Below are 24,948 nucleotides of genomic sequence, written 5' to 3'. Positions count from 1 at the left end.
TTAACCCGCCGCATTTTCCCCCGCCCAGATCGTCGCCATTCTCATGGCATCGACAACGTCGTCATCCGACAGCCCAAGACCGTTCGCTATCCTGGCCGCCTCCTCCCACTCCTGCTGTTCATAGTGGCGGCACAGCGTCACCATATCGGCTAACACGCCTTCCTGATGACACAGGGCCTGGCTGACAGCCTGCGGCACCGCAATTTGCTTCATCAACTCCGCCATTGGCAATTCAAGCAAGGTATCAAGCAGAGAGAACAGGCCACACATAAACGCGTTTTCCGCGAGCCCCGGCGCAGGCATCTTCTCTGCAATCAGCTCACAGAATTTGCCCCGCATCATGCTCAGAGGATACAGCTCGTCGACGGTGTCGTTGCCGGCACTGGCCAGCACCACCACCGCAACAAAGCGTCGCAGCTGATTTTCCCCCAGATACCTGAGGACTTCGCTGAGCGTTAACTTGCTAAAATTGCAGGCACCGACGTGTTTAAACGCCGTGTGTTTCATATAACGCATGATTTTATAGGACAAGGTGAGATCGGTTTTTATTAACGACTCGATGATCCGAAAATCAGGTTTATTCCGCCCCACTTCCATCTGCAGGCGGAAAATCGCCAGTTGATTTTGTGATAAGCGTTTATATTTAATCACTTCAGGGCGACAGAAAAAGTAACCCTGAAAAAGCGAAAAACCGGCATCACGATAGCGTTTGAATTCCTCTTTAGTTTCAACTTTTTCAGCGAGATACTTTATATGGCGGGTCAGGTTTTTGCGTGTATGCAGGTAATCCTGAATTTGCGCTAAGGTATAATTTCTGACATCAAATTTAAGTACAGAAATATAGGGTAAAAAGCGATCCCATTCCGGCGCGAGGGTAAAATCATCAAGCGCAAAGCGATATCCGTGCGCATTCATCTCTTTCACGGCCTGCAATAACGCCTCGCCGGGAACCGCATCTTCAAGGATCTCAATGACCACGCTCTCCTTGTCCAGCGCTTCACCGCTACGGTCGATGACCATTCTGGATGGAAAGTTGATAAACAAGGTCTGTGTCCCGGCAATACGCTGAGACGGTACAGATAAAAAATGGTCGGATATCATTCTGGATGTTGCATATTCTGCCGATACATCCGGAAAACGGTTTGCCATCCCATCCCTGAAAAGCAGTTCATAAGCTACCGTATTCATATCCGGGTTAAAAATGGGTTGTCTCGCAATAAATCCGTACATATCCCATCCTCCTTATCGACGTTATATTTATTAGCATCCTCTTTCTACACCACGATAACGAGCATTATTAAGCACTATTTTGATTGAATGCACAAAATAATAGCATCCACACTAATTAACAGGGCTTATATTCTGGTTTAGTAAACATCATTAATGGTAATTTCAGCGGACGAGTTTATAAAAAAAAGCACCCACTGAATGGGTGCCTTTTCATACTGTCGCTATTACAGACCTTTGAGCAGCTTATCGACGAACTCGGGTACGACCTCGCTTGCCAGCCCATAGTGCTTCTCTTCAAATTCGCTTCCCACCTGGCTGGGTTCAAGGTTCAGCTCTACGGTATGCGCACCGTGCAGACGCGCTTCGTGAACAAACCCCGCCGCCGGATAGACATGCCCAGAGGTACCGATGGCGATAAACACATCCGCCATGGCCAGCGCGCTGTAAATCTCATCCATCCCCAGCGGCATTTCACCAAACCAGACCACATGCGGACGCAGACGCGAAGGGAACTGGCAGCAGTGGCATTTATCCTCAGGCAGCACGTCCTCTTTCCAGTCCAGCACCTGGCCGCTCCAGGCACAGCGCACCTTCAGTAGCTCGCCGTGCATGTGGATGATGTTTTTGTTGCCGGCTCGCTCGTGCAGGTTATCAATGTTCTGCGTAACCAGCAGAAAACGGTCACCCAGCGCCTCCTCCAGCTTCGCCAGCGCCAGGTGCGCCGGATTAGGCGCTATTTCTGGCTGCTGAAGCTGACGACGGCGGGCATTGTAAAATGCCTGCACAAGATCCGGGTCACGGGCGAAGCCTTCTGGTGTCGCCACATCCTCAACACGGTGCTCTTCCCACAACCCGTCCGCAGCACGGAAGGTTCGAATACCGGACTCGGCAGAGATCCCCGCCCCGGTCAGCACCACCACTCTGGGTTTATCCATCGCTTCTGGCATCATTCTGTCTCTGAAAAAGATCCGCTGGCGCAAGCGCTCACGTAAGCGGCGTTTATTTTTGCGAAAACGGCTGAGTCGACCCTGGCGACGCGACAGCATAGTAACCTCGTAAACTAGTCGGTGAGATGAAGGAATGCGGCTCCGCGCATGCCTCCTGCGTCCCCGTGTCGCGCACGTTCAATACGCGGCACGCGGGCGACTGGCAATAAATGTCGGGGCAGACGCCCGGACAGGTGCTCCGTTATCGCGGTAAAGTTTGATAACCCGCCCCCAATCACCAGCAGATCCGGATCGACGATGGTGAGGATATTCCCCAGACACACCGCCAGCAGATCGAGATAACGTTCAACGTGCTCTCGCGCCTGCGCATCGCCTTGCTCCCACAGGGTAATGATTTGAGGGGCTTCGAGTTTCTGATGATAGAAGTGTTCATAAAGCCATGCAAACCCACGACCTGACAGGTAGTTCTCAATACAGCCATGCTGACCACAGCCGCAGCGGGTAAGCGGGAAATCGCGTCCCACGACCTCAAGCGCATCTACCGGTAAACGGATATGACCAAACTCTCCCGTGATATAGCTGCGCCCGGTGATCGGTTTGCCATTAATAACAATTCCCCCGCCAACGCCGGTGCCAAGGATCAACCCCATCACCAGCGGATAGTGACGGAATTCATCATCCCAGGCTTCAGAGAGCGCAAAGCAGTTGGCATCGTTATCTAAACGCACGTCGCGTTCAAGGAGAGCAGTGAGATCGGCGCGCAGCGGTTTGCCGCTGGCAGCAGGGACGTTGGCGGCATACAGCGTGCCGTCGTCGGTTTCAGGCATGCCTGGAATACCGATGCCGACGCTGCCTTTTACGCCAAAGCGTTCATCCGCTTGCGCCACCAGCGCGGCAATGGCGGTTAAAAACTCATCGTAGCTTTCGCGCGGCGTGGGAACGCGGGTTTCCCACTGCAGTTTGAGATCGTTATCAAACGCGCCGAGCGCAATTTTGGTGCCGCCAATATCAAATCCGTAATACATAACGCATTCCTCTTTTAACCTGGCGGCCCGTAAGCCGCTAGATCATGACGTAATTACTGGCCACTTAATACCCTCGCCGGATCAATTCGGCTTGCGCGACGCGCCGGATACCAGCTTGCCAGCAGACTCAGTAAAAGTGCTGTAACCAGCACATAAATAACGTCCAGCCAGTGCAATTCAGACGGCAGGAAGTCAATAAAATAGATATCACCCGACAGGAACTGATGGCCGATCAGCTTCTCAATCCCGTTGATGATTGGCGTAAGCTGTAACGACACCACGACGCCAATCACCACCCCGCACAGGCTACCGAACAGCCCCGCCAGCAGACCATACCAGACAAAGATGGCGCGAATAAGACCGTCCTTTGCCCCAAGGGTACGCAGAACCGCGATGTCGCCACTCTTGTCTTTGACCGCCATAACCAGCGTCGAGACGATATTAAAGCACGCCACACCAATCACCAGCACCATCGCCAGATACATGATGGCGCGGATCATCTGGATATCACGATACATATACCCGTAAGTGCCGATCCAGCTTTTGATGTAGACATAGTTATTGGTCACGCTGCCCGCATCACGCACCAGTTTATTGGCATTGAAGACGTCGTTGACCTTAATGGCGATGCCCGTCACGCTGTCGCCCATGTCCAGATACTGACGTGCGTCTTCCAGCGGTACCATTGCAAAGCTGTGATCGAGTTGACCGCTCAGTTGCAGGATCCCGGTGACGTGCAGACGCACGCGCTTAGGCTGCTGCAATTTATGGTCAGCGCTGGCGTTTGGGATCATGATCGACACCCAGTCGCCCTGCTTCACTTTCAGCGCGTCGGCCACACCTTTGCCCATGATGATCTGTTGCTCACCGGCCTTAAAGTTTGCCCACGCGCCGTTCTGCACATACTTCGGCAGCGCGCTCAGACGCGCCTCCTGCGCCGGGTTCACCCCTTTCACCTGGATGGCGCGCAGGTTAACACCGCTTTCCACCAGCCCTGTAAAGTTGATGTAAGGTGCAGCGGCGGCAATGCCCGGCACGTTTTCCACTTTGCTGAGGGCGTCACGCCAGTTGTTCCACGGCTGATTAACCGGTTCAATTTCGCCGTGCGGCACAACGGCCAGAATACGGTTATTCAGCTCACGCTCAAAACCGTTCATGGCGCTTAATCCCACAATCAATACCGCCACGCCGAGCGCAATACCGATGGTGGAGATCACCGAGATAAGGGAGACCATCCCGCCGCGACGACGGCCGCGACTGAAGCGTAGCCCGATGAGTAACGATAACGGTGAGGCCATTACTCCGCTCCCATCAGAGTCAGTTCAGCGTTCAGATGACCGTCACGCATCTCAAGCTGGCGCCCCATCCGTTTTGCCAGCTGCAAATCGTGGGTCACCACCAGAAACGCCGTCCCCTGTGAGGCATTCAGCTCACCCAGAAGCTGGAAAATACTGTCAGCATTGCGCGCATCCAGGTTGCCGGTTGGTTCATCCGCCAGCACCAGACGCGGGTTGTTCACCAGCGCACGGGCAATAGCCACACGCTGACGCTCGCCACCGGACAGCTCAGACGGGCGGTGGTCACCGCGATGCCCCAGGCCTACGGCTTTCAGCATGTCGCTGGCACGGGCATTAATTTCTGCCGGTTTCTTTTTACCAATCAGCAAAGGCATCGCCACGTTTTCCAGCGCCGTGAAATCTGGCAACAGGTGGTGGAACTGGTAGATAAAGCCCAGCTCACGGTTACGCAGCTCCGCTTTTGCCGCAGAAGACATTTTGCTCATCGGCTGGCCTGAGAAAATTACGTCGCCACTGGTCGGCGTATCCAGCCCGCCCAGCAGGTGTAATAAGGTACTTTTGCCGGAACCGGAGCTGCCGACAATCGCCATCATCTCGCCTTCGCCCACGCTGAAGCTCACATTGTGCAGCACATCGGTCTGTACAGAGCCTTCCTGATAGCGTTTGGACAGGTTGTCGCATTGCAACAGGATCTTATTCATAACGTAAAGCCTCAGCGGGTTGAGTGGCGGCAGCGCGCCAGGAAGGATAGAGCGTAGAAAGCAGCGCAATGGCCATCGCGGCCAGCGCAATACCGACCACCTGCAACGGTTCGATAGCAACCGGCAGCGCCGCGCCATCAAGCAGCGCGCCGATGATCGGCATTAAGTTATTCAACTGACTGGCCAGCAGCGCCCCGAGAACGGCCCCGAGTAACGCGCCAATGATCCCGGCGCTGGCCCCCTGCACCATAAAGACGGCCATAATCTGGCGCGGCGTCAGCCCCTGGGTTTGCAGGATGGCAACTTCGCCCTGCTTTTCCATTACCATCAGACCAAGCGAGGTGATGATGTTAAACGCCGCGACCGCGACGATCAGGCTCAGCAGCAGGCCCATCATATTTTTTTCCATACGCACGGCCTGGAACAGTTCGCCTTTACGCTCGCGCCAGTCCTGCCATTTTGTGCCTTCCGGCAAGGTTTGCTGGCTGAGGGTATCGACCTTCAGCGGTGCGTCGAGCCACAGACGCCAGCCGGTAATGTTGCCCACCGGATAACGCATCAGACGCGAAGCATCCTGGATATTCATGAGCATCTGGTAGCCGTCAACTTCGCTGTTGGCGGCAAACGTGCCAATAACCGTGAAAAGACGCTGGCTGGGCAAACGTCCCATCGGCGTAAACTGGCTGGCAGACGGCACCATCACGCGCAGCTGGTCGCCACGGTTCACGCCAAGCTGCCCGGCAAGCTGCTCGCCGAGGATCACGTTGTATTTGCCCGCTTCCAGATCGCTTTGCTTCACGTTGACCAGATACGGCGTGAGCGGATCTTTTTGCGCCGGGTCAATCCCCAGCATGACGCCCACCGCCACGCTGCGGGCGCTTTGCAGGACGACATCGCCCGTTGTCACCGGCGCAACGCGCGTGACACCCTGTAACTTCGCCGCGCTTTCCGGCAGTTGTTGCGGGTTAACGGAACCGTTGGTAGAAGAGAGAATGGCCTGCGGCATCAGCCCCAGGATGTTGTTTTGCAGCTCGCGCTCAAAGCCGTTCATGACGGAAAGCACCGTCACCAGAGCCATCACGCCAAGCGTAATGCCAATAGTCGAAAGCCAGGAGACAAAGCGACCGAAACGGTCCGCGGCGCGCCCACGCATGTAGCGTAAGCCTATGAAGAGTGCGACAGGTTGATACATGAAGTCCGTCTGTTTGCTGATAGCAGACCCACGAGTATATAAGCGAATCCGTTAAGCGTAAATGACTGAAACCGTAAGCTTTGGTAATCATTTTTCTGAAAAATTCAGATAAATCAGAATGCTACTCTTCGAATTATGGCGCTACACCCTCCACCTTTTCCGAAAAACTTCCTGATACAGACTGTTTCCCGTTACATCCCGGCTGCGTTTACCAACAATTGTTCGTTCGTTTATGGCAATAAGGTAGTTGCGAACAATGAAGCAAAAAGCATTATGGATTAACCAGATAAAGGGGCTGTGTATCTGCCTGGTGGTGATCTATCATTCGGTTATCACATTTTATCCCCATCTGACGGGGCTACAACATCCGTTGTCCGGTCTTCTCGCCAAATGCTGGGTCTATTTTAACCTTTATCTCGCGCCCTTCCGTATGCCGGTATTTTTCTTCATATCCGGTTATCTCATCCGTCGCTATATTGACGAGGTGAACTGGCGCACCAGTTTTGACAAACGGATCTGGAGCATTGTCTGGGTCCTTGCGCTGTGGGGCGTATTGCAATGGCAGGCGCTGAGCCACCTCAATGCCTGGCTGGCACCTGAACGTGAGCTGGCCACCTCCTCGAACGCCGCGTATGCCGATTCACTTTCCGGGTTTGCGTGGGGGATGCTCACTGCCAGCACCAGCCTGTGGTATCTGTACGCCCTGGTGGTCTATTTCACGCTATGTAAACTGCTTAGCCGCTGGAAGCTGCCCGTACTGGGGCTGCTGGCACTGGCCAGCATCGCGATCAATTTCCTGCCGCTGCCGTGGTGGGGAATGAACAGCGTGGTACGCAATATGATCTACTACAGCCTTGGCGCGTGGTATGGCGCAGAGCTGATGGCCTGGATGAAGGGGCTGAACCTGCGTCGCACCTGGCTGGCGCTGGCCGCTTTTGCTGCGGTCTCCGTGGTACTGTGGTTTGCTAACGTTCCGCTGCTGCTTTCCCTGCTGTCGATCGTGCTGATCATGAAGCTTTTCTATAGCCTCGAGCAGCGTTATGCCGTTCACCCCAGCAACCTGCTTAACGTTATCGGCTCAAACACCATCGCTATCTACACCACGCACCGCATCCTGATAGAGGCCTTCAGCCTGTTCCTGATTGGTGAGATGAATGCTGCCTACTGGCCGGTCTGGGCCGAGCTTGCCTTAATCCTGGTCTACCCATTTGCCAGCCTGCTGATCTGCACCCTCGCCGGGCTTGGCGTACGCAAAATATCGACGGCACTGTTTGGCGATCTGTTCTTCTCTCCCCCTTCCGCGAGCGCACTGTCTCCGGCAACCCGATAATACCGCCCTCGCCCCCGTCCGGGGGCGAATCTTCCCGCGTTGCAGTTCAGATTTGCTTATGCAAAACGATCGAGGATAATAAAGACATTGCGTATCAGTGATATGCCCCAATACTGTTGGTATATCCACAAGAGACTCTGACATAGCCATGCCTGAACACTATCGTTATTCCCTGCCTGTCAAAGCGGGCGACCAGCGCCAGCTGGGCGAACTCACTGGCGCTGCGTGCGCCACGCTGGTGGCAGAAATCGCTGAGCGACATCCTGGTCCGGTGGTGCTGGTCGCCCCGGATATGCAAAATGCGCTGCGACTGCATGATGAAATTCGCCAGTTCACCGATAACCTGGTCTTCAGTCTGGCCGACTGGGAAACGCTGCCGTATGACAGCTTCTCCCCGCATCAGGAGATCATCTCCTCGCGCCTGTCGACCCTCTATCAGTTACCGACCATGCAGCGCGGCGTGCTGATCGTTCCGGTCAACACCCTGATGCAGCGCGTCTGTCCTCACAGCTATTTGCACGGCCATGCGCTGGTGATGAAAAAAGGTCAGCGCCTGTCCCGGGACGATCTGCGCGCGCAGCTGGACAGCGCCGGATACCGTCATGTCGATCAGGTTATGGAGCACGGGGAATACGCCACGCGCGGTGCGTTGCTCGACCTGTACCCGATGGGCAGCGACCAGCCGTATCGACTGGATTTCTTCGACGATGAGATCGACAGTCTGCGCGTATTCGACGCCGACACGCAGCGTACGCTGGAAGAAGTGGAAGCCATCAATTTATTACCCGCCCATGAATTCCCGACGGACAAAACCGCTATCGAGCTGTTCCGCAGCCAGTGGCGCGACAAGTTCGACGTTAAGCGCGACGCTGAGCATATCTATCAGCAGGTCAGCAAAGGTACGCTTCCTGCCGGGATCGAATACTGGCAGCCGCTGTTCTTTAACGAGCCATTGCCCGCCCTGTTCAGCTACTTCCCGGCGAACACGTTGATTGTGAACACTGGTGATATCGACGCCAGCGCCAGCCGCTTTGAGAGCGAAACCCGCGCACGCTTTGAAAACCGGGGCGTAGACCCAATGCGTCCGCTGCTGCCACCTGAAGCGCTGTGGCTGCGCACCGACGAGCTCAACGCCGAACTCAAGCGCTGGCCTCGCGTACAATTGAAAACCGATACGCTTGCCGATAAAGCTGCCAACACCAATCTTGCATTCCAGAAGCTGCCAGATTTAGCCGTTCAGGCACAGCAGAAATCCCCGCTGGAGAGTCTGCGCAAGTTCCTCGATGCCTTTACCGGCCCGGTTGTCTTCTCCGTTGAGAGTGAAGGCCGCCGTGAAGCGCTGGGCGAACTGCTGGGGCGGATTAAAGTTGCCCCGAAACGCATATTGCGCCTGAGCGAAGCCACGGGGACGGGGCGTTACCTGATGATCGGTGCCGCCGAGCACGGGTTTATCGATACCCTCAACAACGTGGCATTAATCTGTGAAAGCGACCTGCTGGGTGAACGTGTTGCGCGCCGCCGTCAGGACAGCCGTCGCACCATTAACCCGGATACGCTGATCCGCAACCTGGCGGAACTCCATCCGGGCCAGCCGATTGTGCACCTTGAACATGGCGTGGGTCGTTATCAGGGGATGACGACGCTGGAAGCCGGTGGCATCAAAGGCGAATACCTGATGCTGACCTACGCTAACGACGCCAAACTCTACGTGCCGGTCTCATCCCTGCATCTGATCAGCCGCTACGCCGGGGGTGCAGAAGAGAATGCACCATTGCATAAACTGGGCGGTGACGCCTGGGCACGCGCCCGGCAGAAAGCGGCGGAAAAAGTGCGTGATGTGGCGGCCGAGCTGCTGGATATCTATGCCCAGCGTGCGGCCAAAGAGGGCTTTGCCTTTAAGCATGATAAAGAGCAGTACCAGCTGTTCTGCGACAGCTTCCCGTTTGAAACCACGCCGGACCAGGCTCAGGCCATCAATGCCGTGTTAAGCGACATGTGTCAGCCGCTGGCAATGGACAGGCTGGTCTGTGGCGATGTCGGCTTCGGGAAAACCGAAGTAGCCATGCGCGCGGCGTTCCTCGCCGTTGAGAATAACAAGCAGGTGGCGGTGCTGGTACCCACCACCCTGCTCGCTCAGCAGCACTTCGATAACTTCCGCGACCGCTTTGCCAACTGGCCGGTACGCATCGAGATGCTGTCACGTTTTCGCAGTACCAAAGAGCAAACGCAAATCCTGGAGCAGGCCAGCGAGGGTAAGATCGATATTCTGATCGGCACCCACAAACTGCTGCAGAGCGACGTGAAGTGGAAAGATCTGGGGCTGTTGATTGTTGATGAAGAGCACCGTTTCGGGGTACGCCATAAAGAGCGTATTAAAGCGATGCGTGCCGACGTCGATATCCTGACCCTGACCGCAACGCCGATCCCGCGAACCCTGAACATGGCGATGAGCGGCATGCGCGATCTGTCAATTATCGCCACGCCGCCGGCGCGTCGTCTGGCCGTGAAAACCTTTGTGCGCGAATACGACAATCTGGTGGTGCGCGAGGCCATTCTGCGTGAGGTGCTGCGCGGTGGTCAGGTCTATTACCTCTACAACGACGTGGAAAATATCCAGAAAGCGGCAGACCGCCTGGCAGAGCTGGTGCCGGAAGCGCGTATTGCCATCGGTCACGGGCAAATGCGCGAACGCGAACTGGAACGGGTGATGAACGACTTCCACCACCAGCGCTTTAACGTGCTGGTGTGTACCACCATCATTGAGACCGGGATCGATATCCCGACGGCCAACACCATCATCATTGAACGCGCGGATCATTTCGGTCTGGCACAGCTTCATCAGCTGCGTGGCCGCGTCGGGCGTTCGCACCATCAGGCCTATGCCTGGCTGCTGACGCCGCATCCAAAAGCAATGACCACCGATGCGCAAAAACGTCTGGAAGCGATCGCCTCGCTGGAGGATCTGGGCGCTGGCTTTGCACTGGCGACGCACGACCTGGAGATCCGCGGTGCGGGTGAGCTGTTGGGTGAAGATCAAAGTGGCTCGATGGAAACCATCGGTTTCTCGCTCTACATGGAGTTGCTGGAAAACGCGGTCGATGCCCTCAAGGCCGGACGCGAACCGTCGCTGGAAGATCTCACCAGCCAGCAAACCGAAGTTGAGCTACGCATGCCGTCTCTGCTGCCGGACGATTTCATTCCGGATGTGAATACCCGCCTGTCGTTCTACAAACGTATCGCCAGTGCGAAAAATGAGAACGAGCTGGAAGAGATCAAAGTCGAGCTTATTGACCGCTTTGGCCTGCTCCCGGATGCCGCACGCAACTTGCTGGATATCGCGCGGCTGCGTCAGCAGGCGCAGAAGCTGGGCATCCGTAAGCTTGAGGGCAACGAGAAAGGCGGCGTGATTGAGTTTGCCGAGAAAAACCACGTTAACCCTACGTGGCTCATCGGTTTACTGCAAAAGCAGCCGCAGCATTTCCGCCTGGATGGGCCAACGCGTCTGAAATTTACGCAGGAGCTGACGGAGCGTAAAACCCGTATGGACTGGGTACGCAACTTTATGCGCCAGCTGGAAGAGAACGCGATCGCATAATCTGCTCTGCCCCCGGTTGCGCCATGCTACCGGGGGTAACAATTTACAAACTCTTTTCACTTCACCCGATCTTCCCGACAGACCCCTTCGCCATAATTATCACTAACCGTTATAAAACAATCACCCTGTCATTTATATGGATTATAGTGATGATGACCTCTTCGCGTTTCACTCGCTGGATAACCGTGTTAGCGCTGGCCGCAACGGTCGCGGTTGCACTTCCCGCTCGCGCAAACACCTGGCCACTCCCGCCTGCAGGCAGTAAGGTGGTTGGGGAAAACCGTTTTCATGTGGTTGAAAACAATGGTGGATCGCTTGAGGCGATTGCCAAAAAATATAACGTCGGCTTTCTGGCCTTACTGCAGGCCAACCCCGGCGTTGACCCTTATGTCCCGCGCGCTGGCAGCGTGTTAACCATCCCGCTGCAGACGATTTTGCCGGATGCGCCGCGCGAGGGGATCGTGATAAACCTTGCCGAACTGCGTCTTTACTATTACCCGCCCGGTAAAAATGAGGTGACCGTATACCCTATTGGTATTGGCCAGTTGGGCGGTGACACGCTGACCCCGACGATGGTCACCACCGTATCAGACAAGCGTGCAAACCCAACCTGGACGCCAACGGCCAATATTCGTGCCCGCTATAAAGCGCAGGGGATCGATCTACCCGCCGTTGTACCGGCCGGCCCGGATAACCCAATGGGCCACCATGCCATCCGCCTCGCGGCCTATGGCGGCGTGTACCTGTTACATGGAACGAACGCGGACTTTGGTATTGGCATGCGCGTCAGCTCCGGCTGTATTCGTCTGCGCGATGACGATATCAAAACGCTCTTCAACCTGGTTACGCCGGGCACCAAAGTGAACATCATTAATACCCCGATCAAGGTCTCTGAGGAGCCAGGCGGCGTGCGACTGGTTGAAATTCACCAGCCGTTATCGAAAAACATTGATGACGATCCGCAGACGCTGCCAATCAACCTGAATGCGGCGATGGTGAGTTTTAAAACCGATGCAAGGACGGATGGCATTGTGATGGAGCGGGCAATGGAAGCACGTTCGGGCATGCCGACTGACGTCACACGCCATCATGGTGTCGCCCAGCAGTCGATGTAAACCCAAACGCAAAAACGCCCTGCACATGCAGGGCGTTTTTTTAGCAGTGGCATAAATGAGGGTTTAGCCAGGCTTATTTGTAAATAACAGCGGTACCGTGCAGGGTGTTAGGACCGGTTACAGAGGTAATGCGGAACGATTTCGCACCCATCTCATCCGCTTTTTGCGCCAGCTGGTCTTCCAGTGAACCCAGGTTAGTCCCGGCGCTGGCAGAGATGGTCCCTACTTTATGCTGGTCAGCAGGCGTTGACTGGACTTCCACAGCAGCAAAGCTTGCGAAAGAGAGTGAGCTAAGAACAGCAGCGGCGATGAGGGTTTTTACGTTTTTCATAATTTTTACCTTTGGCAGATGAATTTTGAGGTCGTTAGCTATTTAGTTAACGATCGATAGGTAAATGATAGATGTGATCCAGCTCACACGTCAATATGTTTTTATAACGACCATTAAATTAATTTTAATTCCGTTATTTTTCATACCCATATGATTAATTTATTTTTCAGAAAACAGCACTGGTGGTGAAATGCGTTTATTTTTATAATGGTTATTCAACAAACCAACAGAGGACCAACGGCAAATGACAACCGATGTCACGAGTTGTGCGAAGAAAAGCCGTGGCCGACCAAAAGTGTTCGACAGGGATGCAGCGCTTGATAAGGCCATGACTCTCTTCTGGCAACATGGGTATGAAGCGACTTCGCTTTCCGATCTGGTAGAAGCCACCGGAGCCAAAGCGCCGACGCTGTATGCGGAATTCACGAATAAAGAGGGGTTGTTCAGGGCGGTACTGGACCGATACATCTCTCGCTTCGCATCGCGATACGAAGCACAGCTATTTTGTGAAGAGAAAACGGTTGAGCAGGCACTGCATGACTATTTCACCGCCATCGCCACCTGCTTCACCAGCAAAGAGACGCCCGCGGGCTGTTTTATGATTAACACCTCCGCGACGCTTGCGGCCTCCTCGAAAGAGATCGCCAACACGGTGAAATCGCGTCATGCCATGCAGGAGGAGACGCTCAGCACCTTCCTGGCCCAGCGCCAGCAGCGTGGTGAAATTCCGGCGCATTGCCGTCCTCAGGAATTAGCACAATACCTGAGCTGTATTTTACAGGGGATGTCGATTAGCGCCCGAGAAGGGGCGACGCTGGAAAAACTGCAGCATATCACCGAGACCACCCTGCGACTGTGGCCCGAACTGCTTAAAATCCAGGGCTAAAAAAAAGCTCCTCAGCCTGAGCGCTTGAGGAGCTAAGTTCAGAGAACATCTTTTTTACGCTTTGTTATTCAGTACCAGCTGGCCATTTCCATCCAGCGGAATTTGTGTGCCAGGGTCTCTGTCCATACGGATTTTGCCCTGCTGGTCACCAATTTTGTACGTCACGTCATAACCCAGCATTTTTTCCGACTTGTCATAGACGGTTTTACAGCGCTGCTGTGTCGTGGTGTACGTATCGTTATCCTGCATTGCGCCCTGCACCTGGTTACCGGCATAGCCGCCACCCAGCGCACCGACCACGGTCGCCACATCTTTACCACGGCCGCCACCAAACTGGTGACCAATCACCCCGCCTGCCACCGCGCCCAGCACCGAGCCGGCAATACGGTTTTCATCCTGAACCGGACGACGATGTGTGACAGAGACGTTACGGCACTCCTGACGAGGCGTTTTAACTGTTTCTTTAATCGGGGTTGCAGAAACCACCTGCGCATACTGTGGGCCGCGATTCAGTACGTTGAGACTGGCAACGGCAGCCACACCTAACGCAGCAGCGACGCCAATCCCTATACCCGCCAACATTGATTTATTCACGGGACTTCCTCCTTTGTTGCTATTGGTAACAATTTTGCAATGCAGGCTACGCTTCGCCAATAAGACAAAGGCTCAAAAAAGTGGCTTTCAGGAGAGTGACAGGGCGTTTAGGAGAACTCTTAAGCACTCAATCTGTGATGAGCAGCATGATATGCTAAAAAATCCCTCCGGAGGGCCCGGAGGGAGAGAAAAATTAGTGCAGCTTCAGACGTGGACGGATCACGCGGTTGATTCGCCCTACCAGCATCATCAGGCCGGTTTTGAAGTAGCCGTGCAGCGCAATCTGGTGCATACGGTACAGGGAGATATAGACAAAGCGTGCGATGCGCCCTTCTACCATCATCGAGCCGCGCATCAGGTTCCCCATCAGGCTGCCTACGGTTGAGAAGTTCGACAGCGAAACCAGAGAGCCGTGGTCTTTGTAGACGTAGGCCTTCATTGGCTTGCCTTTGCGCTGTGCCAGAATATTGTGCAGCACCAGGCTTGCCATCTGATGCGCTGCCTGGGCGCGAGGAGGCACGAAACCGCCTTCAGGACGCGCGCATGACGCACAGTCACCAATCGCGAAAATCTCCGGATCGCGCGTGGTTTGCAGCGTCGGCTCGGTCACCAGCTGATTGATACGGTTGGTTTCCAGCCCGCCAATGTCTTTCATGAAATCAGGTGCTTTGATACCCGCCGCCCAGACCATCAGATCCGCTTTGATGTATTCGCCATCTTTGGTGTGCAGGCCACCTTCGTCTGCGCTGGTCACCATCGTCTGGGTGAGAACACGTACGCCCAGTTTGGTCAGTTCGTTATGCGCCGCGCCAGAAATACGTGGAGGCAGCGCAGGCAGAATACGCTCACCTGCCTCAACCAGCGTTACGTTCAGCGCTTCATTGGTTAACCCTTTGTACCCGTAGCTGTGCAGCTGTTTTACCGCATTGTGCAGCTCAGCGGAGAGTTCAACGCCCGTTGCGCCACCGCCTACAATGGCGATATTCACCTTGCCATTCGCACCCATGTTATTGGTGTACTTCAGGAACAGGTTCAACATTTCCTGATGGAAACGACGCGCCTGGTGCGGGTTATCCAGGAAAATGCAGTGCTCTTTCACACCCGGGGTGTTGAAATCGTTGGAGGTACTGCCCAGCGCCATGACCAGTGTGTCATAGGCAAGCTTGCGCTCCGGGACCAGCAACTCCCCTTTTTCGTCACGCAGCTCGGCCAGGGTAATGGTTTTGCTCTCACGGTTGATATCCACCACGGAACCCAGCTGGAACTGGAAATGGTGGTTACGTGCGTGCGCCAGATAGCTCAGCGCGTCCACGCCCTCATCCAGTGAACCGGTCGCCACTTCGTGCAGCAACGGTTTCCACAGGTGGCTGTGGTTACGATCCACCAGCGTGATTTTGGCTTTTTTGCCACGACCCAGCTTCTTACCCAACTGTGTCGCCAGCTCCAGCCCGCCAGCACCACCGCCTACAATCACTATCTTTTTCAATGGCGTAGTCAACGTGACCCCCTCAAATTATTAACCAATTGTTAATTAAAAGTTATAAAAATAACCCTTAATTAACAACAGGTTACCGCACTGAAACCATTCAGGTGCATTGAGAATACCACGCCAGGCGCATTGGTCATACCAAAATTGATGTGCATCAAGTTTTGGTGGCTTAAAAGTAGACAATTCTGTGAAAAAAGAAAGCCCGGCACGCTTTCGCGTGCCGGGCCCGGGAGATCTTATGCAGTATCTTAGCCCAGTGTTTTGAAGGCTTTGATGCGCTGCAGATGCGGGGAGATGTTCTTGAACTTGTGGGTCTGTTCTTCGTCCCAGACAATTTCATAGTAGTGATGCAACAGCTCAGCCGCACGGTGGCTGTTAAGCGCCTCATCATTACGCGAAAGGATCACCAGACAGCGGTCGCGGTTCTTTTCACGGAAATTGCTGACGCACTTGGTGGCAATATCGACATACTCTTCTGGACGGTCAATCTTGCCTTCCATGTTCTCGTTCGGGAACAGGTTAGGATTGAATACCACCTGGCGAATATCGCACAGGAACCCAATCCGCTCCGCCCAGTAGCCACCCAGCCCCACGCCGCAAATCAGCGGGCGATCGTCGATGTTGAGCTGCAGCATCTTGTCCACTTCTTTGAGCAGATGCTGCATGTCATGTTTCGGATGGCGCGTGCTGTAGCTGATCAGCCGTACATCCGGATCGATAAACTGCAGTTGCAGTACCTTCTCATGATTACCAGGACTGTTTGAGTCAAAACCGTGTAAATAGATGATCATCGTCTTCTCACCACGCTACGCCTTCCGGGAGGATTTACAGGCTGGCTTTATGTGCCTGCCAGCGCTCATTCAGTGCTTCAAGCCGGGCGTTAACCGCTTTCCAGCGTGCCGAATCCATCAGCTCCTGACGGCTAAATGAACCTTTATGATACAAATGTGTAACACGCTCTGCATTGATCGGCGACAGGTTATCCAGCACGCTGACTGCGCCTTTACGATTATTGCAGACGAGGATCATATCGCAACCTGCGTCGAGCGACGCCTGCCCACGCTCCGCGTAGCTGCCCATGATCGCCGCCCCTTCCATCGACAAATCGTCGGAGAAGATCACGCCGTTGAAACCGAGTTCCTGACGCAGCACGGTTTTTAACCAGTGCGGAGAACCGCTCGCCGGGCGCGGGTCGACGTCACTGTAAATCACATGCGCAGGCATAATGGCATCCAGCTTGTTATCGCTAATCAGCGAGCGGAACACCGACATATCTTTGGCACGAATTTCCGCCTCCGGGCGCGGATCACGCGGAGTCTCTTTATGCGAATCCGCCGTCACGGCGCCGTGCCCCGGGAAGTGTTTACCGGTGGTTTTCATTCCTGCATCGTGCATGCCGTCGATAAAGCGGGTGGCCATCTCCAGCGCAATACGGGGATCGCTATGGTAAGAGCGCTCGCCAATTGCCGCACTGATATGCCCTACGTCCAGCACCGGGGCAAAACTGATGTCGATATCCATGGCAATCATCTCGCTGGCCATCAGCCAGCCGGCCTCCTGGGCCAGATTTCCGCCCTCTTCGGTGCCGAGCAGCGCCGCGAAAGACTGGGCCGCGGGCAGACGGGTGAAGCCATCACGGAAACGCTGCACGCGCCCGCCTTCCTGATCGACGGCCACGACCAGATGATTACGCGACGCCGCGCGGATCTGGCGAACCAGCTCACGCAACTGCGCCGGATCGTGATAGTTGCGGGTAAACAGGATGAGCCCCCCCACCAGCGGGTGCGCCAGAATTTCACGCTCCTCCGCATCCAGTTCAAACCCTTCTACATCCAACATGACTGGACCCACAGCAACCTCTCTTATCCTTTAATGTGTAACTGGCGCCAGGCATCATCTGCCAGCGCAATAAATTGTTTCTCGCCGGACTGCTGAAAACGCATTTCAAACCAGCCCGCCATCAGCATGACGACCCAGGGTCGCCAGCGTCTGACCTGACGCGCCAGCTGTCCCGCGTCCAGATGCGCAATGCGGGCGTAATCGCCGATCAGTCTTTGGCGCGCTGTATCATCTTCCACCCAGACGGCCGCCAGCTCCAGTGCCACATCCCCATCACCGGCATACTCCCAGTCGATAAGCCTGATGCCGGTGGACGTATGCACAATATTTCCGGCATGAACATCCATGTGCAATGGCGACAGCCGAAGCGGCTGAGGCTCTCCCGCAGTGCGTAACCGTTTAAGCTGCGCAAGCCACCGTGGGGTACGTCTGTCCGGTGAGGCTCGCTGCCAGTATTGTTCCAGCAAAGGGAGCAGCGTGACTCGCCACCCCAGACACGGCTGATGGTGCAACTGACAGAGCGTCGTCGCAAGCGTTGCGCTGTCGGGCAGCGTATGCCGGATCTTCCCTGCCAGATACTCTACCGCCATCCAGCCCTGTCTGAAAAAGCGCGGGGCTGGCACGAGATCCGCCGGTAGACGCTTAAGGACACGAAACTGACGGCGAAAATGGGAAACGGGGGCTAAGGGATCGTGGTGATGACGCAACACCAGACGCTGCTCGCCCTGTTCCAGAATGCAACTCGCGCCGCCAAGCCCGGAGTGGGCCTGCGGCGCGATAAGACGATACTGCGGAAAATAACGCGTGAGGATCGCTTCACGCGTGCAGTCAGAGTTGCGTAACCGCACCTTTACCTGACCAGATAATCTCGCCTGTCTGAACCAACATCAGCTGCATCTGCAGGGCTGGCGTATTCACGTTACCGGTGGCATTAGAGTACAGCACATACTGCGCACCAACGTTACGGGCAATCCCCATCGCCTTACTGCGCGTACCGAGGCTGTCCTGTGGCGACAGACCAAGCTGCTGTTTGGCTACTGCCAGCTGCTGTGCGGAAACCAGCGTAAATTTACCGTTATTGGCCAGTGCATTGCGCAGGGTTTCTGTCGCTTCCCCGGCATTGAGTGAACCGTTAGTCCGGTTATTTACGCTATCCACCAGCAGTACGCTGCCTGCCGTCACGCCCTGCGCCTGCAGCATTTTGCCCACCATCGGTTGCATCGCACCGTTCCAGTCATAATGACGCACGCGCGGCGTTGGCTGGGAGGTCTGGTCCGGATGTTCAATCGGGCCAGGCTGCGACGGGATCGTCGGTACAGACGGCACGGTTGGCTGCGGTTGCGTTGGCTGTGTCGGCTGCTCCGTACCCGGTTTTGCCTCGTCCACCGGCGCAGGCTGTTCGGTTCGCGTCACACATCCTGCAAGGAACAGTGCAAAAGCTGTCACGAGCGCATAACGGCTCATATTTTTAATCAAGGTTCACCTCTTACAGATAAAGATAAAGTCTCACCTTATGCGCACCCAGATAGTTGGCGCTACCATAGAGCGTTACCGACGATCCTGCCGGAATGGTCACGCTGCGCGGCGCTTCCAGCGGGTGCATTTCAAGACCCCGTACGTCATACCAGAAGAAACGGTAGTGCACCGTCACCGGTTCGTGTCTTTCGTTAAAGAGCGTAGAGGACGCAGAAGATTTAATTTCACTGATGGTCAACGTAGGTTGTTCTGCGGTGATGCCCGCGGCAAGTACCGAGGACTCCATCACCAGCGTCTGTTCATCGCTGACGGGAATGGCCGGGCGCGTGCTGCATCCCACCATTATCAATGTCATTGCCAGCGCTGCAATACGCCCTTTTAACATGTCAAAGACCTTTATGTGACAGCATCGGTCCCAGAGGACGCCCACCCAGAAGATGCATATGAATATGATAAACTTCCTGACCACCATGGCGATTACAGTTCATGATCAAACGGTAACCGTCTTCAGCAATCCCCTCCTGCTCGGCGATTTTCGCGGCTACCGTCAGCATACGGCCTAACGCCACTTCATGCTCGGCTTTTACGTCATTGACGGTGGGAATCAGAATATTTGGAATGATAAGGATATGAGTCGGAGCCTGAGGAGAAATATCTCTGAAAGCCGTCACCAGCTCATCCTGATAAACGATATCCGAAGGGATTTCGCGGCGGATAATTTTACTGAAAATGGTTTCTTCAGCCATGACCTGTTCCTTTGTAGTTTAATCTGGCGTGGTGCGTCCGCTATTAACACAATCTCTGCATGAGTGTGTGGCACAATGGAAGAGTATGAGCGACTTTCTCCTGTCCTTTCAACCTTCTCCCCGGATTTCTTTCCTGAAAGCGTTTCAGCTGACTGAAGAGTAACCGCTCTCGACGCTTCACCACCTGAAACATAATTTCATTTCCTTTTGACACATCTGTTTACAGTGCTAATCACAATGCGTATATTTCGCATTTGCATTTTCATGCGCATTTTTAACATAGAAAACGACGTCAGCCCGTTCTCACGGGACTGTCGCACTCACCTTTCACCATTCAGTAAGGGTTTGATGATGTCTTTCATTTATCACACCAGGGATGGGCAACCGCAGCCAGCCGCCACGCCTTCGTTGCTGGCTGCCTGTATTGCTATGGCATTGATGCCAGCCGTCAGTTTCGCCGCCTCAGCGACCGAAGATACCGTGGTTGTCGAGGGCGGTTTTGATAACGCACAGGACCCGTCCAGCAGTCAGGATACGGACTACAGCGTTAAGACCACCACCACGGGGACGAAACTGTTACTGGTTCCCCGCGATATTCCGCAGTCCGTCAGCGTCATTAGCCAGCAGCGTATGGCAGATCAGAATCTGCAATCCCTCGGCCAGGTGTTAACTAACACCACCGGCGTCACCGCGCAGGTACAGGACAGCGACCGGACGGTATTTTACTCGCGCGGCTTCTTTGTCAGTAACTATGCGTATGATGATCTGCCAACCTCCATCAGCGAAGTATGGAACTTTGGCGACACCGCCGCCGATACCGCCATTTACGATCGTATTGAAGTGGTACGCGGCGCAACCGGCCTGATGTCCGGCACGGGAAATCCCGCCGCCTACGTCAACATGGTACGTAAGCATGCAGACTGCAATGAATTTAAAGGCAATGTCTCCGCCAGTTACGGTAGCTGGGACAAACAACGCTACGTGCTGGATCTGCAGGCTCCGCTGGTAGAGTCGGGTAACGTGCGCGGTCGTCTTATTACGGGTTATCAGGACAACGACAGTTTTGTTGATAACTACCACTACCGCAAAAAGTTCCTCTATGGCGTGGTCGATGCGGACGTGACTGACAGCACCACCCTGTCTGTGGGCTATGAATATCAGGAAAGCGATACCGATAACCCAACCTGGGGCGGCCTGCCAACCTGGTACAGCGATGGCAGCAAAACCCATTACAATCGCAGCCAGACCGTTGCACCAGACTGGGCTTATTCAGATAAAGACAACACCCGTATTTTCGCCAACCTCACCCAACGCTTCGACAACGGCTGGGAAGCCCACATCAACGGCATGCATGCCGACACCAACTTCGACAGCAAACTGATGTATATGTCCGGCTACCCGGATAAAGAGACCGGTGCGGGTATGGTCGGATATGGCGGCTGGAACCGCGGTGAACGTAAGCAGGATGCGGTGGATGCCTTCCTGCGTGGCGGTTTCGATCTTTTCGGTCGCCAGCATGAGATGATGTTTGGCGGTAGCTTCAGCCGCCAGCGTAACCACTATGACAACACCATGCCGGACGCGCTGTACGGCATGGTTGACGTGGGTAACTTCAAAAACTGGAACGGGAATATCGCCGATCCGCAGTGGCCCCCCTGGAAGCTTTACAGTCAGGATGATATCCGCCAGTCTTCGGCCTATACCTCAGCCCGCTTCTCGCTTGCCGATCCGCTATCTCTGATCCTCGGCGCGCGTTATACCCATTACAACATTCGCTATAACCCGGCGGGCTCCCCGGACACCCGCCTGGAAAGCAGTAAGGACGATGTAACGCCATATGCGGGCCTTGTTTATGATATCAATGAAGACTGGTCAACCTACGTCAGCTATACCTCCATCTTCCAGCCTCAGGACAAACGTGACGCCAGCGGCCGCTACCTGGACCCGACAACGGGGAAAAGCTATGAAGCCGGGGTGAAAGCAGACTGGTTTAGTACGCGCCTGACCACCTCGCTCGCCCTCTTCCGCATTGAGCAGGATAATGTGGCGAATAATACCTACACCTACATGCCCAGCGGCGAGTCAATTTATGAATCTCTGGATGGGGTCGTCAGTAAAGGGATCGAGTTCGAGCTAAACGGCGCCCTGACCGATAACTGGCAGCTGACCTTCGGCGCAACCCGCTACATTGCTGAAGACAAGCGCGGCAAAGCGGTAAGTTCCGATCAGCCTCGTACCACAATGAAGCTCTTTACCCGTTATCAACTGCCCATGCTACCTGCACTGGCAGTGGGCGGCGGGGTGAACTGGCAGAATAAAGTATGGAACGATGTAGATGGCGGCCCGGCAGGTCGATCACGGGCAGAACAAGGCAGCTACGCGCTGGTTAACCTGTTTAGCCGGTATCAGGTGACTAAAGATTTTGCTGTCCAGGCTAACGTCAACAACCTGTTCGACAAAGAGTATTACGACTACGTCGGCTCTTATGTGGTATATGGCGCGCCGCTGAACGTCTCTGTAAGCGCGAGCTACGACTTCTGAGTGTTCAGCCGCTACCCGGCATAACAAAACTGCAGGCATAAAAAAGGCAGCCATTCGGCTGCCTTAGTCTCCCCAGGTCACAGCTTAGCTGTTGCGGATGTATTCATCCATTTCGGTTTTCAGGTTATCGGATTTGGTACCGAAGATTGCCTGAACACCAGAACCTGCAACAACCACACCTGCTGCGCCCAGTTTTTTCAGACCCGGCTGGTCTACTTTCGCAACATCGGCAACGCTCACACGCAGACGAGTGATACACGCGTCCAGGTTAGTGATGTTCTCTTTACCGCCGAATGCTGCAACCAGTGCCGGAGCCATTTCACTGGTCGCGCCTGCTTTGTTGTCTTCTGATGCATCTTCACGACCTGGTGTTTTCAGGTCCAGTGCTTTGATCAGCACGCGGAAGATGGTGTAGTAAACAACGGCGTAGCACGCACCCACGATTGGGAACAGCCACAGTTTGCTGCTGTTACCGGACAGAACGATGAAGTCGATCAGGCCGTGTGAGAAGGACGTACCGTCACGCATACCCAGCAGGATACAGATTGGGAACGCCAGACCCGCCAGAATCGCGTGGATAACGTACAGGATCGGCGCAACGAACATGAAGGAGAACTCGATCGGCTCGGTGATACCGGTCAGGAACGAGGTCAGCGCTGCGGAGATCATGATACCGCCCACTTTTGCACGGTTCTCTGGTTTAGCAGAGTGCCAGATTGCAATTGCCGCGGCTGGCAGACCATACATTTTGAACAGGAAGCCACCAGACAGTTTACCTGCAGTTGGGTCACCCGCCATATAACGTGGGATATCACCGTGGAACACCTGACCTGCTGCGTTGGTGAATTCACCAATCTGCATCTGGAATGGAACGTTCCAGATGTGGTGCAGACCAAATGGCACCAGGCAACGCTCGATAAAGCCGTAGATACCAAACGCCACAACCGGGTTCTGATAAGCAGCCCACTGAGAGAAGGTCTGGATTGCCGTACCGATTGGTGGCCAGATGAAGGACAGGATCACACCCGTGAAAATCGCTGCCAGACCAGAGATGATCGGAACGAAACGCTTGCCCGCGAAGAAGCCCAGATACTCAGGCAGCTTGATGCGATAGAAGCGGTTAAACATATACGCTGCAATCGCACCGGAGATGATACCGCCCAGAACACCGGTATCCGCCAGGTGTTTCGCTGCGATCTCTTCAGCAGGTAAATGCAGAACCAGCGGTGCAACCACAGCCATGGTTTTCACCATGATGCCGTAGGCAACCACAGAAGCCAGCGCAGAAACGCCGTCGTTATTGGTGAAGCCCAGAGCAACACCGATAGCGAAGATCAGCGGCATGTTAGCAAAGACAGAACCGCCTGCTTCGGCCATTACGTGGGACACTACGGCTGGCAGCCAGCTGAAGTTTGCAGAACCGACACCCAGCAGGATACCTGCGATAGGCAGTACGGATACTGGCAGCATCAGCGATTTACCGACCTTTTGCAGGTTAGCAAATGCATTCTTAAACATAATTGAGAGTGCTCCTGAGTATTTGTGCTTTTTTTACGCTTTCACGCATTGGCCCGGGGGGAGTACCGTGCCGTGGACAGGACATCTAAGCGCCCTTTATTTATTACACAGAGTAAAATAATTCCCTCTGAGTTTGTTTGACGGCTATCACGTTTCAGCTTAAGACGGTCGAAAAACTTTCAGTTATTTACAAAAAGCATTTCTGGATGTGTCTAAAAACACCATCACCGCCCCAAATGAGGCGGTGAACTTTACTCGTTTTAACTATTAATTACGAGCCTAAAAAAAACAGGTGTATCAAACAGATTGCAGGCGGGCGGGGGCAATATGGAACAGTGTAGAGAAGTTTTCCGTCGTAACGCGGGCCAGCTCTTCGATACTGACGCCCTTCAGAACGGCCATGTATTCAGCCACGTCTCTCGTCATTGCTGGCTGGTTTTCTTTACCGCGATGCGGTACCGGAGCCAGATAAGGAGAGTCTGTTTCCACCAGAATACGATCGAGCGGAACATAACGCGCAGCATCGCGAAGCTGCTCAGCGTTACGGAACGTCACGATCCCGGAAAACGAGATATAAAACCCTAAATCAAGCAGTTTTCCCGCCGTTTCTCTGTCTTCTGTGAAACAGTGTAGTACGCCACCGCAATCCGTCACGTTTTCTTCCCTGAGGATCGCCAGGGTATCGGCGCGGGCATCGCGGGTATGAACGATAACCGGTTTGTTAAGCTCACGGCCAATGCGAATGTGATGGCGGAAGGACTCCTGCTGACGCGCCATGGTCTCCGGCGTGTAGTAATAATCCAGCCCGGTTTCCCCCATCGCTACCACGCCCTCTTCGGCCGCCAGGCGACGTAGCTCCTCGACGTCGTATGCTTCATCCTGATTGAGCGGATGCACGCCACAGGAAAAGACCACATTAGGGCGAACGCCCACCAGCTCACGCATGGTGCGATAGCCCGGCAGCGTGGTAGCCACCGCAAGGCAAAATTTCACATCGCGGGCGGCGGCTTTTGCCAGCACGTCGTCCACGTCTTTATGCAGGGATTGATAATCCAGGCCATCGAGATGGCAGTGTGAGTCGACTAAAAACATAAT

General features: G+C 54.7%; 22 protein-coding genes. 5 read left to right on the top strand and 17 right to left on the bottom strand.

What is annotated here, in order from left to right; all coding sequences use genetic code 11:
• From AK59_RS0102805 to lolC, 6 genes are all read right to left on the bottom strand, one after another.
• Window positions 1–1,230, bottom strand: coding sequence for an EAL and HDOD domain-containing protein (locus AK59_RS0102805; protein WP_029881968.1), 1,230 nt, complete (start codon window positions 1,228–1,230; stop codon window positions 1–3).
• A gap of 224 nt (window positions 1,231–1,454) precedes the next feature.
• Window positions 1,455–2,276, bottom strand: a complete 822-nt coding sequence (cobB, locus tag AK59_RS0102800) for a Sir2 family NAD+-dependent deacetylase (protein WP_029881967.1) — start codon at window positions 2,274–2,276, stop codon at window positions 1,455–1,457.
• Window positions 2,277–2,290: 14 nt separating this feature from the next.
• Window positions 2,291–3,202 (bottom strand): N-acetylglucosamine kinase, encoded by a 912-nt coding sequence (gene nagK, locus AK59_RS0102795; protein ID WP_013097095.1) that lies wholly within the window; start codon window positions 3,200–3,202, stop codon window positions 2,291–2,293.
• 53 nt (window positions 3,203–3,255) lie between these two features.
• Window positions 3,256–4,500 carry a lipoprotein-releasing ABC transporter permease subunit LolE gene (lolE, locus tag AK59_RS0102790; RefSeq protein WP_013097096.1) on the bottom strand — a complete coding sequence of 415 codons (1,245 nt, stop codon included), beginning with the start codon at window positions 4,498–4,500 and terminating at the stop codon, window positions 3,256–3,258.
• Window positions 4,500–5,201, bottom strand: coding sequence for a lipoprotein-releasing ABC transporter ATP-binding protein LolD (lolD, locus tag AK59_RS0102785; protein WP_013097097.1), 702 nt, complete (start codon window positions 5,199–5,201; stop codon window positions 4,500–4,502). Before lolD ends, lolE begins: the two co-directional genes overlap by 1 nt.
• The gene (lolC, locus tag AK59_RS0102780; protein ID WP_013097098.1) at window positions 5,194–6,393 is read right to left on the bottom strand and encodes a lipoprotein-releasing ABC transporter permease subunit LolC; all 1,200 of its coding nucleotides are present in this window, start codon (window positions 6,391–6,393) and stop codon (window positions 5,194–5,196) included. Before lolC ends, lolD begins: the two co-directional genes overlap by 8 nt.
• 256 nt (window positions 6,394–6,649) lie before the next feature.
• Here lolC and AK59_RS0102775 point away from each other — a divergent pair, with 256 nt between their 5' ends.
• The 3 genes from AK59_RS0102775 to ldtC all read left to right on the top strand — a co-directional run bounded on the left by AK59_RS0102775 (window position 6,650) and on the right by ldtC (window position 12,433).
• On the top strand, window positions 6,650–7,723 hold the full coding sequence (locus AK59_RS0102775; protein WP_020689585.1) for an acyltransferase family protein: 1,074 nt from the start codon (window positions 6,650–6,652) through the stop codon (window positions 7,721–7,723).
• Window positions 7,724–7,871: 148 nt separating this feature from the next.
• Window positions 7,872–11,318, top strand: a complete 3,447-nt coding sequence (mfd, locus tag AK59_RS0102770) for a transcription-repair coupling factor (protein WP_020689586.1) — start codon at window positions 7,872–7,874, stop codon at window positions 11,316–11,318.
• 149 nt (window positions 11,319–11,467) lie between these two features.
• A complete protein-coding gene (ldtC, locus tag AK59_RS0102765; protein WP_020689587.1) occupies window positions 11,468–12,433 on the top strand; it encodes a L,D-transpeptidase LdtC in 966 nt (321 codons plus the stop codon).
• A gap of 73 nt (window positions 12,434–12,506) precedes the next feature.
• On the opposite strand, the gene bhsA is transcribed toward ldtC, so the two are convergent.
• Window positions 12,507–12,764: a multiple stress resistance protein BhsA gene (gene bhsA / locus AK59_RS0102760; protein ID WP_013097102.1), complete on the bottom strand. Its 258-nt coding sequence runs from the start codon at window positions 12,762–12,764 to the stop codon at window positions 12,507–12,509.
• Between the two features lie 244 nt (window positions 12,765–13,008).
• Between bhsA and AK59_RS0102755 the strand changes: the two genes are divergently transcribed.
• Entirely contained in the window at window positions 13,009–13,650 is a 642-nt protein-coding gene (locus tag AK59_RS0102755; RefSeq protein WP_013097103.1) for a TetR/AcrR family transcriptional regulator, read from the top strand.
• 54 nt (window positions 13,651–13,704) lie between these two features.
• Here the strand turns inward: AK59_RS0102755 and AK59_RS0102750 are convergent, their stop codons facing one another.
• The 8 genes from AK59_RS0102750 to hinT all read right to left on the bottom strand — a co-directional run bounded on the left by AK59_RS0102750 (window position 13,705) and on the right by hinT (window position 19,794).
• Window positions 13,705–14,244: a glycine zipper 2TM domain-containing protein gene (locus AK59_RS0102750; RefSeq protein WP_013097104.1), complete on the bottom strand. Its 540-nt coding sequence runs from the start codon at window positions 14,242–14,244 to the stop codon at window positions 13,705–13,707.
• A gap of 193 nt (window positions 14,245–14,437) precedes the next feature.
• Window positions 14,438–15,742 carry an NAD(P)/FAD-dependent oxidoreductase gene (locus tag AK59_RS0102745; protein WP_013097105.1) on the bottom strand — a complete coding sequence of 435 codons (1,305 nt, stop codon included), beginning with the start codon at window positions 15,740–15,742 and terminating at the stop codon, window positions 14,438–14,440.
• Window positions 15,743–15,981: 239 nt separating this feature from the next.
• The gene (ycfP, locus tag AK59_RS0102740; RefSeq protein ID WP_013097106.1) at window positions 15,982–16,524 is read right to left on the bottom strand and encodes an alpha/beta hydrolase YcfP; all 543 of its coding nucleotides are present in this window, start codon (window positions 16,522–16,524) and stop codon (window positions 15,982–15,984) included.
• A 34-nt stretch (window positions 16,525–16,558) separates the two neighbouring features.
• Entirely contained in the window at window positions 16,559–17,584 is a 1,026-nt protein-coding gene (gene nagZ, locus AK59_RS0102735) for a beta-N-acetylhexosaminidase (RefSeq protein WP_029881966.1), read from the bottom strand.
• 11 nt (window positions 17,585–17,595) lie between these two features.
• Window positions 17,596–18,420, bottom strand: coding sequence for a thiamine kinase (thiK, locus tag AK59_RS0102730; RefSeq protein ID WP_029881965.1), 825 nt, complete (start codon window positions 18,418–18,420; stop codon window positions 17,596–17,598).
• Window positions 18,401–19,045, bottom strand: coding sequence for a penicillin-binding protein activator LpoB (gene lpoB, locus AK59_RS0102725; RefSeq protein ID WP_104668931.1), 645 nt, complete (start codon window positions 19,043–19,045; stop codon window positions 18,401–18,403). Before lpoB ends, thiK begins: the two co-directional genes overlap by 20 nt.
• 13 nt (window positions 19,046–19,058) lie before the next feature.
• Window positions 19,059–19,433: a YcfL family protein gene (locus AK59_RS0102720; RefSeq protein WP_029881964.1), complete on the bottom strand. Its 375-nt coding sequence runs from the start codon at window positions 19,431–19,433 to the stop codon at window positions 19,059–19,061.
• A gap of 1 nt (window position 19,434) precedes the next feature.
• Window positions 19,435–19,794 (bottom strand): purine nucleoside phosphoramidase, encoded by a 360-nt coding sequence (hinT, locus tag AK59_RS0102715; RefSeq protein WP_013097111.1) that lies wholly within the window; start codon window positions 19,792–19,794, stop codon window positions 19,435–19,437.
• A 351-nt stretch (window positions 19,795–20,145) separates the two neighbouring features.
• Here hinT and fhuE point away from each other — a divergent pair, with 351 nt between their 5' ends.
• On the top strand, window positions 20,146–22,335 hold the full coding sequence (fhuE, locus tag AK59_RS0102710) for a ferric-rhodotorulic acid/ferric-coprogen receptor FhuE (protein ID WP_029881963.1): 2,190 nt from the start codon (window positions 20,146–20,148) through the stop codon (window positions 22,333–22,335).
• Between the two features lie 84 nt (window positions 22,336–22,419).
• Here fhuE and ptsG read toward each other — a convergent pair whose 3' ends face one another.
• Window positions 22,420–23,853 carry a PTS glucose transporter subunit IIBC gene (gene ptsG / locus AK59_RS0102705; RefSeq protein ID WP_029881962.1) on the bottom strand — a complete coding sequence of 478 codons (1,434 nt, stop codon included), beginning with the start codon at window positions 23,851–23,853 and terminating at the stop codon, window positions 22,420–22,422.
• Window positions 23,854–24,150: 297 nt separating this feature from the next.
• Window positions 24,151–24,945: a metal-dependent hydrolase gene (locus AK59_RS0102700; RefSeq protein ID WP_029881961.1), complete on the bottom strand. Its 795-nt coding sequence runs from the start codon at window positions 24,943–24,945 to the stop codon at window positions 24,151–24,153.
• Window positions 24,946–24,948 lie beyond the last annotated feature (3 nt).

It is taken from the genome of Enterobacter sp. T1-1 (assembly GCF_000710795.1).
Lineage (GTDB): Bacteria > Pseudomonadota > Gammaproteobacteria > Enterobacterales > Enterobacteriaceae > Enterobacter > Enterobacter cloacae.
The sequence above is the reverse complement of the archived record's forward strand: the minus strand, read 5'-3'. Positions and strand labels throughout refer to the sequence as shown.

What these genes read in the sequence shown, in the direction of transcription:
- nagK (WP_013097095.1), bottom strand. Translation starts at nt 3,202, where the DNA reads ATGTATTACGGATTTGATATTGGCGGCACCAAAATTGCGCTCGGCGCG.
- mfd (WP_020689586.1), top strand. Translation starts at nt 7,872, where the DNA reads ATGCCTGAACACTATCGTTATTCCCTGCCTGTCAAAGCGGGCGACCAG.
- bhsA (WP_013097102.1), bottom strand. Translation starts at nt 12,764, where the DNA reads ATGAAAAACGTAAAAACCCTCATCGCCGCTGCTGTTCTTAGCTCACTC.
- ptsG (WP_029881962.1), bottom strand. Translation starts at nt 23,853, where the DNA reads ATGTTTAAGAATGCATTTGCTAACCTGCAAAAGGTCGGTAAATCGCTG.
- AK59_RS0102755 (WP_013097103.1), top strand. Translation starts at nt 13,009, where the DNA reads ATGACAACCGATGTCACGAGTTGTGCGAAGAAAAGCCGTGGCCGACCA.
- ldtC (WP_020689587.1), top strand. Translation starts at nt 11,468, where the DNA reads ATGATGACCTCTTCGCGTTTCACTCGCTGGATAACCGTGTTAGCGCTG.
- hinT (WP_013097111.1), bottom strand. Translation starts at nt 19,794, where the DNA reads ATGGCTGAAGAAACCATTTTCAGTAAAATTATCCGCCGCGAAATCCCT.
- AK59_RS0102720 (WP_029881964.1), bottom strand. Translation starts at nt 19,433, where the DNA reads ATGTTAAAAGGGCGTATTGCAGCGCTGGCAATGACATTGATAATGGTG.
- lolC (WP_013097098.1), bottom strand. Translation starts at nt 6,393, where the DNA reads ATGTATCAACCTGTCGCACTCTTCATAGGCTTACGCTACATGCGTGGG.
- fhuE (WP_029881963.1), top strand. Translation starts at nt 20,146, where the DNA reads ATGTCTTTCATTTATCACACCAGGGATGGGCAACCGCAGCCAGCCGCC.
- ycfP (WP_013097106.1), bottom strand. Translation starts at nt 16,524, where the DNA reads ATGATCATCTATTTACACGGTTTTGACTCAAACAGTCCTGGTAATCAT.
- lolD (WP_013097097.1), bottom strand. Translation starts at nt 5,201, where the DNA reads ATGAATAAGATCCTGTTGCAATGCGACAACCTGTCCAAACGCTATCAG.
- AK59_RS0102700 (WP_029881961.1), bottom strand. Translation starts at nt 24,945, where the DNA reads ATGTTTTTAGTCGACTCACACTGCCATCTCGATGGCCTGGATTATCAA.
- lolE (WP_013097096.1), bottom strand. Translation starts at nt 4,500, where the DNA reads ATGGCCTCACCGTTATCGTTACTCATCGGGCTACGCTTCAGTCGCGGC.
- AK59_RS0102805 (WP_029881968.1), bottom strand. Translation starts at nt 1,230, where the DNA reads ATGTACGGATTTATTGCGAGACAACCCATTTTTAACCCGGATATGAAT.
- cobB (WP_029881967.1), bottom strand. Translation starts at nt 2,276, where the DNA reads ATGCTGTCGCGTCGCCAGGGTCGACTCAGCCGTTTTCGCAAAAATAAA.
- AK59_RS0102775 (WP_020689585.1), top strand. Translation starts at nt 6,650, where the DNA reads ATGAAGCAAAAAGCATTATGGATTAACCAGATAAAGGGGCTGTGTATC.